A 10,827-nucleotide genomic window follows, 5' to 3' on the forward strand; every position below is an offset into this window, starting at 1 on the left:
CGCGCGGCATTGCGCGGCGCTGGCCCTCGTCGCGCTCGGCGAGCCACGTCGCGCGGCCGAGCGGCTGGAGGCGATCGCCGCCGCCTCGCTCGCGGGTCGCCCAGCGCGCGCCGCGGTCTATGCCCAGGCGGCGCAGGCCTGGCTGGTCTCCGGCGACAGCAACCGCGCCTTCGCGGCGACGACGCTGGCGCTGACCCTCACGCCCGAGGATGCGGACCTGCTGATGGACCGCGCCCTCGCCCTCGCCACGCTGGGGCGCTACGGCGAGGCGGTCGGCGACCTCGACCGCGCCTTGCAGCTCGAGCCGACGCGCGCCGAGGCCTACGTGTTCCGCGCCGCGGCGTGGCGGCACATGGACCGCGCCGACGCTGCGCGGCGCGATGTCGAACGCGCGCTCGCGATCTCCCCCGACAATGCCGAGGCGCTGCTGGAGCGCGGCATCCTGCGCCAGCTTGCGGGCGACACGGAGGGTGCCCGGATGGACTGGGAGCGCGCCGTGGATCTGGCGCCGAACAGCGCGACCGCGGACCTCGCCATCCAGAACCTCGCCCTGAGCGAAGCCGGGCCGTCGCGGCGCTGACGGCATGATCGGCGGCATCACCGCCCTGCTCGTCTGCCAGCTCGCCGGCGAGGTGCTGGTGCGCCTTCTGAACCTGCCGGTGCCCGGGCCCGTGATCGGCATGGTGCTGCTGTTCCTGGCGCTTGCGGCGCGACGACGCGCGGCGCCCGAGGAACTGGGGCGCACGGCGGACGGGTTGCTGAGCAATCTCGGGCTGCTCTTCGTGCCTGCGGGCGTCGGCGTGGTGCTGCACCTGCCGCTGCTGGCGCGGGACTGGGCGCCGCTGTCGCTGGCGGTCCTGGCCGGCACGCTGGCCGCGATCGCGCTGACCGGGCGCATCGCGCAGGCCCTGCTGCGGAAGAACCCCGGGTGAACGAGCTCGCCGACATCTGGGTCTATCTGGCGCGCGAGCCGCTGGCGGCGCTGGCCGCCACCCTGGTCGCCTGGCTGGTTGCCGTCCGGATCCACGACGCCTGCGGCCAGCATCCGCTGACGAACCCGGTCCTGATCGCGGTCGCGCTATTGGCCAGCGGGCTGCTGGCGGCCGGGATTCCCTACCGCGACTACTTCGCCGGCGCGCAGTTCGTGCATTTCCTGCTCGGGCCCGCAACGGTGGCGCTCGCGGTGCCGCTCTACCGCCAGATCGCGCTCGTCCGCCGCTCCGCCGCGGCTGCCGTCGCGGCCGTGGTCACCGGCGGCGCCTTCGCCGCCGCGGCCGGAGTCGCGATTGCGCTCTCGCTCTCGGCAGCGCCGGAGGTGACCGCGAGCCTCGCCCCGCGGTCCGTGACGACACCGGTCGCGATGGGCATCGCGGAAGCGATCGGCGGCCTGCCTTCGCTGACCGCCGTCGTCGTGATCCTGAGCGGGATCGTCGGCGCCGCGCTCGGGCCGCTCGTCCTCGACCTGCTCAAGGTCAGGGACTGGCGGGCGCGCGGGCTTGCCATGGGCACCGCGGCACACGGGATCGGAACGGCGCGCGCCCTCAGCGTGAACGCGACCGCCGGCGCCTTCAGCGGACTCGCCATGGGTCTGAACGCCCTGGCGACCGCGCTGCTGCTGCCGCTGCTCTGGCGGCTGCTGGCCGGATAGCGGCAGGCCGTGGCGCCCTGCGCGGGCGCCGCCCGACCTGCGGCGGGATCAGAAATCGAGGTCGGCGTAGTGCGCGGGAGGCGAGGTGCCGGTGACGCGCTCCGCCAGCAGCGGACGGAAGGACGGGCGCGACTTCATGCGGGCATACCAGTCCTTGGCGGCCTCGCTCATGCTCCAGTCGACGTCGCCCATGTAGTCGAGGGCGGAGAGATGCGCCGCGGCGGCGAGATCGGCGAGGCTGAGATTCGGGCCCGCGAGCCAGGCGCGCGTCTCCGCCAGCCAGCCGAGATACTCGAGGTGCGACCGAAGGTTCGCGTATCCCGCACGGATGGCGCCCGCATCCGGATTGCCGCGGCCGAGCAGACGCTTCATCTGCTTCTCCTCGAGCAGGTTGCGCGTCACCTCGATGTTGAACTTGTCGTCGAACCAGCCGACGAGGCGGCGCACCTCCGCCCGCTCGGCCAGTGTCCGCCCGAGCAGCGGCATGTCCGGATAGGCTTCGTCGAGATACTCGCAGATCGCGTAGGACTCGGTGACGACCAGGCCGTTGACGTCCTGCAGGACGGGCACGGTGCAGGCCGGGTTGATGGTCAGGAACTCCTCGCGCCGCTCCCAGATCCGCTCGATGCGGAGGTCGAAGGGAATCCGCTTCTCGGCCAGGGCGAGCCGGACCTTGCGCGAGAAAGGCGAGAGCGGGAGGTGATAGAGGATTCGCATGGCCTGCGGCGTGGATTCGCCTTCCATATCGCATGCAGGCATGGCGCGGCCAACCGGGCCGCGCCATCCAGGGATACCAACGGCCGGCGGCGGCCGTGTCGGAAAGGCGCCGCGCCCCGCGGGGCGCGGCGCGTGATCACTCTGCCGCGACCGCCGGAACGTCCTCGATCGGCTTCGGCAGGTACTTCGCGTAGTCCTTCGGCACGACGTGCCAGAAGCGCGCCCGCTCGACCTCCCAGTTGTTGAGCAGGCGGGCCGCGAAGGGGCTGCCCGTCTCCCGCACATGGCGGGCGACGTGGTCCTTCAGCGTCTCCTCCCAATGCGCGCTGCCGCCGAGGCGCCGCCACAGCAGCGTCTCGGGGTTCACGCGCCGCTCGAAGGCCTCGTCGGCGTCGTAGACGAAGGCCATGCCGCCGGTGAATCCGGCGCCGAAATTGTCGCCGACCGGCCCGAGGATGACCGCGCAGCCGCCGGTCATGTACTCGCAGCCATTGGCGCCGCAGCCCTCGACCACCGCCAGCGCGCCGGAGTTGCGCACCGCGAAGCGCTCGCCGGCCTGGCCGGCCGCGAAGAGCGCGCCGCCGGTGGCGCCATAGAGCACCGTGTTGCCGATGATGGTGTTCTCGTTCCAGACGAGCTTCGAGGAGGGCGCGGGACGCACCACGATGGTGCCGCCCGAGAGGCCCTTGCCGACATAGTCGTTGGCGTCGCCGAACACCTCGAGCTTGAGGCCCCGCACGGCGAAGGCGCCGAGCGACTGGCCGGCCGAGCCGCGGAGGCGAACGGTGAGGTGCCCGCGCTGCAGCGCGTTCATCCCGAACTTCCGCACGATCTTCGACGAGATCTTCGTCCCGATCGCGCGGTGCGTGTTCCGGATGTTGTACTGCAGCTGCATCTTCTCGCCGCGCTGGAACAGCGCCGCGGCGTCGCGGATCATGTCGGCGTCGAGCGTCTCCGGCACCTCGTTGCGACCTTCCATGTCGCACCAGGCGGGATGGGGGCCGGCATCGGCCTTCACCAGCAGCGGGTTCAGGTCGAGGTCGTCGAGGTCCTCGGAGCCGCGGCTGACCTGGCGGAGCAGGTCGGTGCGGCCGATCACGTCGGTCAGCCTGCGGAAGCCGAGGGAGGCGAGGATCTCCCGCACCTCCTCCGCCACGAAGCTGAACAGGTTGATCACCTTCTCCGGGCTGCCCGTGAACTTGGCGCGCAGCGCCTCGTCCTGCGTGCAGACGCCGACCGGGCAGGTATTGGAGTGGCACTGGCGAACCATGATGCAGCCCATGGCGACCAGGCTCGCCGTGCCGATGCCGAATTCCTCGGCGCCGAGCATGGCCGCGATCACCACGTCGCGGCCGGTCTTGATGCCGCCATCGGTGCGCAGCTTCACGCGGTGACGCAGCCGGTTGAGCTGCAGCACCTGGTGCGTCTCGCTGAGCCCCATCTCCCAGGGCAGGCCGGCATACTTGATGGACGAGACCGGGGAGGCGCCGGTGCCGCCGGAATGGCCGGAGACCAGGATCGCATCGGCCTTCGCCTTGGCGACGCCCGCCGCGATCGTGCCGATGCCCGACCGCGCCACGAGCTTCACGCAGACCGTCGCATCCGGGTTGATCTGCTTCAGGTCGTAGATGAGCTGGGCGAGGTCCTCGATCGAGTAGATGTCGTGGTGCGGCGGCGGGCTGATCAGCATCACGCCGGGCGTGGAGTGGCGGAGCTTCGCGATCAGCTCCGTCACCTTGAAGCCGGGCAGCTGCCCGCCCTCACCGGGCTTGGCGCCCTGCGCGACCTTGATCTCGATCTCGCGGCAGTTGTTCAGGTACTCGGCGGTCACGCCGAAGCGGCCCGAGGCGATCTGCTTGATCGCCGAGTTGGCGTTATCGCCGTTCGGCCGCGGCCGCGCCCGCGCCGGATCCTCGCCGCCCTCGCCGCTGTCGGACCGGGCGCCGATGCGGTTCATGGCGATGGAGAGCGTCTCATGCGCCTCCGGGCTCAGGGCACCCAGCGAGATGCCGGGCGCGACCAGGCGCTTGCGGATCTCGGTGATGCTCTCGACCTCCTCGAGCGCCACGGCCGTGCGGCCCTCGGTGCGGAAGTCGAGCAGGTCGCGCAGCGCCACCGGCGGGAGCTTCCGCACGCCCTCGGAGTAGCGCTTGAAGGTCTGGTAGCTGTCGGTCTCCACCGCCTTCTGCAGCGTGTGGATCAGGCTGCCGTCGAAGGCGTGGTTCTCGCCGCGGCGGCGCAGCTTATAGAGGCCGCCGACCGGCAGCGTGACCGCATCCGCGTCCCAGGCCTTGGCATGCAGCGCGAGCACGCGGCGCGCGATGCCCGAGAGACCGATGCCCGAGATGCGCGACGGCACGCCCGGGAAGAACTCCGCCACCAGCGCGCGCGAGAGGCCGATCGCCTCGAAGTTCATGCCGCCGCGATATGAGGACAGGACGCCGATGCCCATCTTGGACATGATCTTCAGCAGACCCTTGTCCACCGCCTTCTTGTAGCGGGCGACGCAGTCCTTGAGGGACAGGCTGCCGAACAGGCCCCGACGGTGCCGGTCGGCGATGCTTTCCTGCGCGAGATAGGCGTTCACCGTGGTGGCACCCGCGCCGATCAGCACGGCGATGTAGTGCACGTCGATCGCCTCGGCGCAGCGCACGTTAAGGCTCGTGAAGGTGCGCAGGCTCGACTTCACCAGATGCGTGTGCACGCCGCCGACCGCCAGGATCATCGGGATCGCGGCGCGCTCCGGGCCCTGGTTCTCATCGGTCAGGATGACGTGGGTGCAGCCGGAGCGCACGCCGTCCTCCGCCTCGCGCCGGATACGCTCGATATGGCGGCGCAGCCCCTGTTCGCCCTCGGCGACCGGGAAGGTCGCGTCCACCACGCAGGCGGTGTCGCCCATATAGGCGCGCATCGCGGCGAACTCGGCGTTGGACAGCACCGGGCTGTCCAGCATGAGCATGTCGCACTGCGTCGGGTCCTCGTCGAGGATGTTCCCGAGGTTGCCGAGGCGCGTCTTGATCGTCATCACCCGCGTCTCGCGCAGGCTGTCGATCGGCGGGTTGGTGACCTGACTGAAGGACTGCCGGAAATAGTGATGGATGCCGCGGTACTGACCGGAGAGCACCGCGATGGGCGTGTCGTCGCCCATGCTGCCGACGGCCTCGTTCGCGTCCTCCACCATCGGGTGCAGGATCGTCTCCAGCTCCTCGAGCGTGTAGCCGACGGCCAGCTGGCGGCGGCGCAGCGCCTCGCCGGTCAGCTCCACCACCTCGTCGGCATTCGCCTTGACGATGCCGTCGATCTTGGTCGTGCGCTTCGTCCACTCGCCGAAGGGCTTGCGGGCGGCGAGCATGTCCTTGAGCTCGGTGTCGCCGTAGAAGCGCCCGGTCGAAAGATCCACGCCGATGCACTGGCCGGGGCCGACGCGGCCCTTCGACACGATCGCGTCCTCCGGCAGCTTCACCATGCCGGTCTCGGAGCCGACGACGAGCATGCCGTCGTCCGTCACCGTGTAGCGCATGGGCCGCAGGCCGTTGCGGTCGAGGCCGGCGATCACCCACTGGCCGTCGGTCGCGCAGATCGCCGCCGGGCCGTCCCAGGGCTCCATCACCGCGTTGCAGTAGAGGAAGAGCTCGCGATGCGCCTCCGGCATCGTCGCGTTGTTGCCGAGGCTCTCCGGAATCAGCATCGCCTTGGCCATCGGCGCGTCGCGCCCGCCACGCACCAGCAGCTCGAAGACGTTGTCGAGCGTCGCGGTGTCCGACCCGCCCGCCTGCACCACCGGCTTGATGTCGTCCATGAAGGGATCGAGCAGCCGGTGGGCGAGCCGCGTCTCGTGGCTCTTCATCCAGTTGACGTTGCCGTGCAGCGTGTTGATCTCGCCGTTGTGGGCGAGCACGCGGAAGGGCTGCGCCAGGCGCCAGGTCGGGAAGGTGTTGGTCGAGTAACGCTGGTGGTAGATCGCGAAGCGGCTGACGAAGCGCTCGTCGAGCAGGTCCGGGAAGAACTCCGTCAGGCTCTCCGCCAGGAACATGCCCTTGTAGATGATCGAGCGGCAGGAGAGCGAGCAGAGGTAGAGCTCGGGGATCTGCGCGGCGATCGCCTGCTTCTCGATCCGGCGGCGGATGACGTAGAGGTCGCGCTCATAGGTCGCCTCGTCGCGCCGCTCGGGATCCCAGATCAGGATCTGCTCGATCTCGGGGCGGGTCGCGTTCGCCTTCTCGCCGATGCAGGCGACGTCGATCGGCACCTGGCGCCAGGAATAGATGGCGTAGCCGGCGTTCAGCACCTCGGTCTCGACGATCTGGCGGCAGCGCTCCTGCGCGCCGAGATCCGTCTTGGGCAGGAAGACCATGCCGACCGCGATGCGGCCGGGGCGCACCTTGTCGCCGCCGCGCTCCACCACCTCGGCGAAGAAGTCCTGCGGGATCTCGATATGGATGCCCGCGCCGTCGCCGGTCTTGCCGTCGGCATCCACCGCGCCGCGATGCCAGACCGCCTTCAGCGCGTCGATGCCGGCCTGCACGACCTTGCGGCTGGCCTTGCCGTCGAGCGCCGCGACGAGGCCGACGCCGCAGGCATCGTGCTCCGTCACGTCGATATGCGCGGCGGAGGCGAGCAGGTCGCGGTTGGCGGCGTAGGTGGCGGCGAAGTCGGAACCGTTCTCGCCGAAGGAATGCGGGGCCATGCTGTTCACTCCGCGGCCACGGCGAGCGGGCTCGCCTTCTGCTGCATGTAGGCGTGCATCTGCTCGGCCGCGTCGCGGCCGTCGCGGATCGCCCAGACGACGAGGCTGGCGCCGCGCACGATGTCGCCGGCGGCGAAGACGCCGGGCAGCGCGGTCATCATGGTGCGGTGGTCCACCTTCAGCGTGCCCCACTTCGTGACCGGCAGCGCCGGCTCCTCGAAGGCCTTGGGCAGGTCCTCGGGGTCGAAGCCAAGCGCCATGATGACGAGGTCGGCCGGCAGCTCGAAGCGGCTGCCCTCCACCTTCGTCACCTGCTGGCGGCCGGTCGCGTCGGGCAGGCCGAGATGCATGCGGTGCGCGACGACGCCGCGCACCCGGTCGTCACCACGGAAGGCTTCCGGCGCGCCGAGCCATTCGAAGCGCACGCCCTCTTCCTCGGCGTTGTACACCTCGCGCATCGAGCCCGGCATGTTCGCCTTGTCACGCCGGTAGAGGCAGGTGACCGATGCCGCGCCCTGCCGCACGGCGGTGCGCACGCAATCCATCGCGGTGTCGCCGCCGCCGATGACGACGACATGCTTGCCCGTGGCGTCGAGCGTGCCGTCCTCGAAGGCCGCGACCGCCTCGCCAAGCCCCTTGCGGTTGGAGGCGGTGAGGTAGTCGAGCGCCGGCACGATGCCCTTCAGCCCGATGCCCGGCGCCTGCATGTCGCGCGCCTTGTAGACGCCCGTGCCGATCAGCACCGAATCGTGCCGCGCGCGGAGCTCCGCCAGCGACACGTCCTTGCCGACCTGCGTGTTCAGGTGGAAGCGGATCCCGCCTTCCTCGAACTGCTTCCAGCGGCGGAGGACGACGTCCTTCTCCAGCTTGAAGTTCGGGATGCCGTAGATCATCAGCCCGCCGACGCGATCGTAGCGGTCATAGACATGCACCTGGTAGCCGCGCACGCGCAGCCGCTCCGCCGCGGCGAGGCCGGCGGGCCCGGCGCCGATGATGCCGACCGACTGCGCCAGTTCGCGCTTCGGCGTCGGCGCCTTCACCCAGCCGCGCTCCCACGCCGTGTCCGTGATGTACTTCTCGACCGAGCCGATGGTGACCGAGCCGAAGCCCTTCTCGATGACGCAGTTGCCTTCGCAGAGCCGGTCCTGGGGGCAGATGCGGCCGCAGATCTCGGGGAAGGTGTTGGTGGCGGAGGCGACCTCGTAGGCCTCCTCGAGCCGGCCCTCGGCGGTCAGCTTCAGCCAGTCGGGTATGTTGTTGTTGAGCGGGCAATGCACCTGGCAGAAGGGCACCCCGCATTGGGAGCAGCGGCTGGCCTGGGAGGCCGCGGCGGCGGGCTCGAACTCGCGGTAGATCTCGCCGAAGTCGGCACGGCGTTCCGACGCGTCCCGCTTCTCGGGCATGCGCTGGTCGAGGCGCACGAATTGCAGCATCCGGTCGGCCATGGCGGCATTCCCCCAGACCGCGCGGGGAGGCGCGCGGCGTCGTCGGAGGGCGCCTCTACAGCATGCCCGCGGGCGATGCGAGTCCGTTTCGGCCGTTTACGGCAGCATTAGTTACCTTTTTTCCGCGGCGACCCGCTTTGCCTGGGGCGCGGGGCCGAGCGACCAGCCCCAAAATGTCCGCTTCGGACCTTCAGGCCGCTTCCCGCCGCCCACCGCCCGGGCGGAACCGCTTCAGGTAACCCGGCACGACCGTTTCGACCGCCTTGGCCGCGATGCCGAGATCCGCGAGACCCGGCACGCCTTCCCCCACCACATTGTCCCGCTCCAGCAGCAGGAGTTGGTCCTGGGTCAGGGGCGGCACCGGCAGCTTCTGGAGCAGCCCCGCCTGGAAGCGCATCAGGCCCATCGGCATGTCCACCATCGGCCGCCGGCGGCGGGTGGTGTCGAGGATGAAGCGCAGCACCTCCCGCATGCTCATCACGCGCGGCCCGCCCAGCTCGTAGGTCTTCCCGCGCGCCTCGGGCCGCGCCAGCGCCGCCGCGACCGCATCCGCCACGTCCCCGACATAGACCGGCTGGAAGCGGGTGGCGCCGGCCACCACCGGCATGAAGGGCAGCCGCGCCATCGCCGCGAAGCGGTTGAAGAACTCGTCCTCGGGCCCGAAGACCACCGAGGGTCGGAGGATCGTCGCCTCCGGGAAGGCCGCGCGCACCCCTGCCTCGCCCGCCGCCTTGCTGCGCGCATAGAGGCTGGGTGAAGCGGCGTCTGCGCCGATCGCCGAGACATGCACGAAGCTCGTCGCCCCGGCCGCCTTGGCCGCGCGGGCAACCTCGCCCGGCGCCTGGCCCTGCAGGCGGTCGAAGTCGCCGGCCCGGCGCTCGTAGAGGATGCCGATCAGGTTCACCACCACCTCTGCGCCCTCGACCGCGCGGGCGACGGCGGCGGCATCGGTGATCGGCGCGGCGAGCGGCACGATCTGCCCGACCCGTCCCTGCGTCTGCAGGAAGCGCGCCCCGGCCGGGTCGCGCACGGCCACGCGCACCACATAGTCCTGCTGCGCCAGCCGCTGGACCACATAGCGCCCGATGAAGCCGGAGCCGCCGAACACCGTCGCCACCTTGCGCTCCAGCAGACCGCGCATCGCGTCACTCCTTCTCGTTGCGGCGGACCATATGGGTCGGGCGCGCCAGCGCCAAGGCGCGCCGGTCGCGACCCGGCCCGCTTGACGCCCCGGCGCGCCGACCGTAGAGAGCGCGCCTCGCCGCGACCCACTACGACGCGACGCGCACCTGCCCAGGTGGCGGAATTGGTAGACGCGCAGGTTTCAGGTACCTGTGGCCGCGAGGCCGTGAAGGTTCGAGTCCTTTCCTGGGCACCATCGCCGGCCTCGCCGGCCCCTGACGCAGGTGGCGTGTGGGCGAAACCCTCTTCATGCAGGACGCCATGATCCGGCTGCACCGGCACGACCTGCCCGACGGGCTCGATCTCGGCGCCGTGGTGGCGATCGACACCGAGACGATGGGCCTCGACCATCGGCGCGACCGGCTCTGCCTCGTCCAGCTCTCGGCCGGCGACGGCACCGCGCATTGCGTGCAGATCCTGCCGCCGTCCCTCGGCGGGCGTGGCGGCGACTGCCCGAACCTCAAGCGGCTGCTCGAGGATCCCAAGGTCCTCAAGATCTTCCATTTCGCCCGCTTCGACCTCGCCGCGCTCCACAAGGCGCTGGGCGTCACCGTGGCCCCGGTGGCCTGCACCAAGATCGCGGCGAAGCTGGTGCGCACCTTCACCGACCGGCACGGGCTGAAGGACCTCTGCAAGGAACTGCTCGGCGTCGAGTTGTCGAAGCAGCAGCAGTCGAGCGACTGGGGCTCGCCGGAGCTCTCGCCCGAGCAGCTGGCCTACGCCGCCTCCGACGTCCTGCACCTGCATGCCCTCTGGGCCCGGCTGAAGGCGCTGCTCGAGCGGGAGGGCCGGCTGGAGCTGGCCGAATCCTGCTTCGCCTTCCTGCCGACCCGCGCCCGGCTCGACCTGCTGGGCTACGAGGATCCCGACATCTTCACCCACTGACGTCAGCGGGGCAGCGCCTGGCGCCTCGTGCCGGCATCGTCACGGTTTCGTCAACCAGCCTGAACACGGTCTGGCACAAATCTTGTCGGATCGTATTGGCTCGTTGACCGCCGCCCCCCCGAGGCCCATACAGACCGGGTGACGTACCCTCCCCCAATCGCAAGCCGCGGTGCCGCGGCCGGGGTGGCGGCGCGCCCGCCCGCGAGTCGGCTGCCGCCGCCTTCGCGCCGGCGCCGTCCCCCCAGCCAGGGCCAGCTCGCGCG

8 protein-coding genes and 1 tRNA gene are annotated in these 10,827 nt (G+C 70.7%); 5 read left to right on the forward strand and 4 right to left on the reverse strand.

Translation table 11 applies throughout. The annotated features are described in order from the left end of the window. From L2I40_RS11365 to L2I40_RS11375, 3 genes are all read left to right on the forward strand, one after another. The coding region (locus tag L2I40_RS11365; RefSeq protein ID WP_237215072.1) for a tetratricopeptide repeat protein at window positions 1-580 on the forward strand (580 nt) is incomplete at its 5' end. A gap of 4 nt (window positions 581-584) precedes the next feature. Then, the gene (locus tag L2I40_RS11370) at window positions 585-932 is read left to right on the forward strand and encodes a CidA/LrgA family protein (protein WP_237215073.1); all 348 of its coding nucleotides are present in this window, start codon (window positions 585-587) and stop codon (window positions 930-932) included. Next, entirely contained in the window at window positions 929-1,648 is a 720-nt protein-coding gene (locus L2I40_RS11375; RefSeq protein WP_237215074.1) for an LrgB family protein, read from the forward strand. Before L2I40_RS11370 ends, L2I40_RS11375 begins: the two co-directional genes overlap by 4 nt. 48 nt (window positions 1,649-1,696) lie before the next feature. Here the strand turns inward: L2I40_RS11375 and fzlA are convergent, their stop codons facing one another. From fzlA to L2I40_RS11395, 4 genes are all read right to left on the reverse strand, one after another. Then, window positions 1,697-2,365, reverse strand: a complete 669-nt coding sequence (gene fzlA, locus L2I40_RS11380) for an FtsZ-binding protein FzlA (RefSeq protein WP_237215075.1) — start codon at window positions 2,363-2,365, stop codon at window positions 1,697-1,699. Between the two features lie 136 nt (window positions 2,366-2,501). Then, window positions 2,502-7,052 carry a glutamate synthase large subunit gene (gltB, locus tag L2I40_RS11385; protein WP_237215076.1) on the reverse strand — a complete coding sequence of 1,517 codons (4,551 nt, stop codon included), beginning with the start codon at window positions 7,050-7,052 and terminating at the stop codon, window positions 2,502-2,504. A gap of 5 nt (window positions 7,053-7,057) precedes the next feature. Next, complete coding sequence (locus L2I40_RS11390) at window positions 7,058-8,497, reverse strand: NAD(P)-dependent oxidoreductase (RefSeq protein ID WP_237215077.1); 1,440 nt, start codon at window positions 8,495-8,497, stop codon at window positions 7,058-7,060. A 190-nt stretch (window positions 8,498-8,687) separates the two neighbouring features. Then, window positions 8,688-9,629 (reverse strand): complex I NDUFA9 subunit family protein, encoded by a 942-nt coding sequence (locus L2I40_RS11395; RefSeq protein ID WP_237215079.1) that lies wholly within the window; start codon window positions 9,627-9,629, stop codon window positions 8,688-8,690. A gap of 159 nt (window positions 9,630-9,788) precedes the next feature. On the opposite strand from L2I40_RS11395, the gene L2I40_RS11400 reads away from it, so the two are divergent. Next, window positions 9,789-9,875 (forward strand) — tRNA-Leu (locus L2I40_RS11400). 53 nt (window positions 9,876-9,928) lie between these two features. Continuing rightward, the gene (locus L2I40_RS11405) at window positions 9,929-10,564 is read left to right on the forward strand and encodes a ribonuclease D (protein ID WP_237215078.1); all 636 of its coding nucleotides are present in this window, start codon (window positions 9,929-9,931) and stop codon (window positions 10,562-10,564) included. Window positions 10,565-10,827 lie beyond the last annotated feature (263 nt).

It is taken from the genome of Falsiroseomonas oryziterrae, from assembly GCF_021864505.1.
Lineage (GTDB): Bacteria > Pseudomonadota > Alphaproteobacteria > Acetobacterales > Acetobacteraceae > Falsiroseomonas > Falsiroseomonas oryziterrae.